The sequence below is a fragment of the Mesorhizobium sp. M2E.F.Ca.ET.209.01.1.1 genome (assembly GCF_004010375.2).
Classification (GTDB): Bacteria; Pseudomonadota; Alphaproteobacteria; order Rhizobiales; family Rhizobiaceae; genus Mesorhizobium.
Window position 1 is genome coordinate 1 of the sequence record NZ_SADP02000891.1, and the last position, 311, is coordinate 311.

Consider the following 311-nt stretch of genomic DNA (forward strand, 5'->3'; position numbering starts at 1 on the left):
CATCGACGACGAGCTGCGCAAGGCCGGCATGTCGATGACGCTGGAGGCGAGGCAAGCGCTGCGCCGCAATCTCGGCGGCGACCGGCTGGCCTCGCGCGGCGAGATCGAAAAGCTCGCCCTCTACGCCCACGGCCAGAAAGAAATCGGGCTGGAAGAGGTGCGAGCCATGTCCGGCGACGTGTCCGGCGCCTCGTTCGACGACGCCGTCGACGCGCTGCTCGAAGGCAAGGTCGGCGACTTCGACACCGCCTTCACCCGCCATTGCCAGGGTGGCGGCCCGCCTTTCCTGGTGCTGTCCTCGGCGATGCGGC

1 pseudogene is annotated in these 311 nt (G+C 69.1%); it reads left to right on the forward strand.

What is annotated here, in order from left to right:
* Window positions 1–311: pseudogene (gene holA / locus EN852_RS38355) on the forward strand (DNA polymerase III subunit delta); the annotation flags it as partial.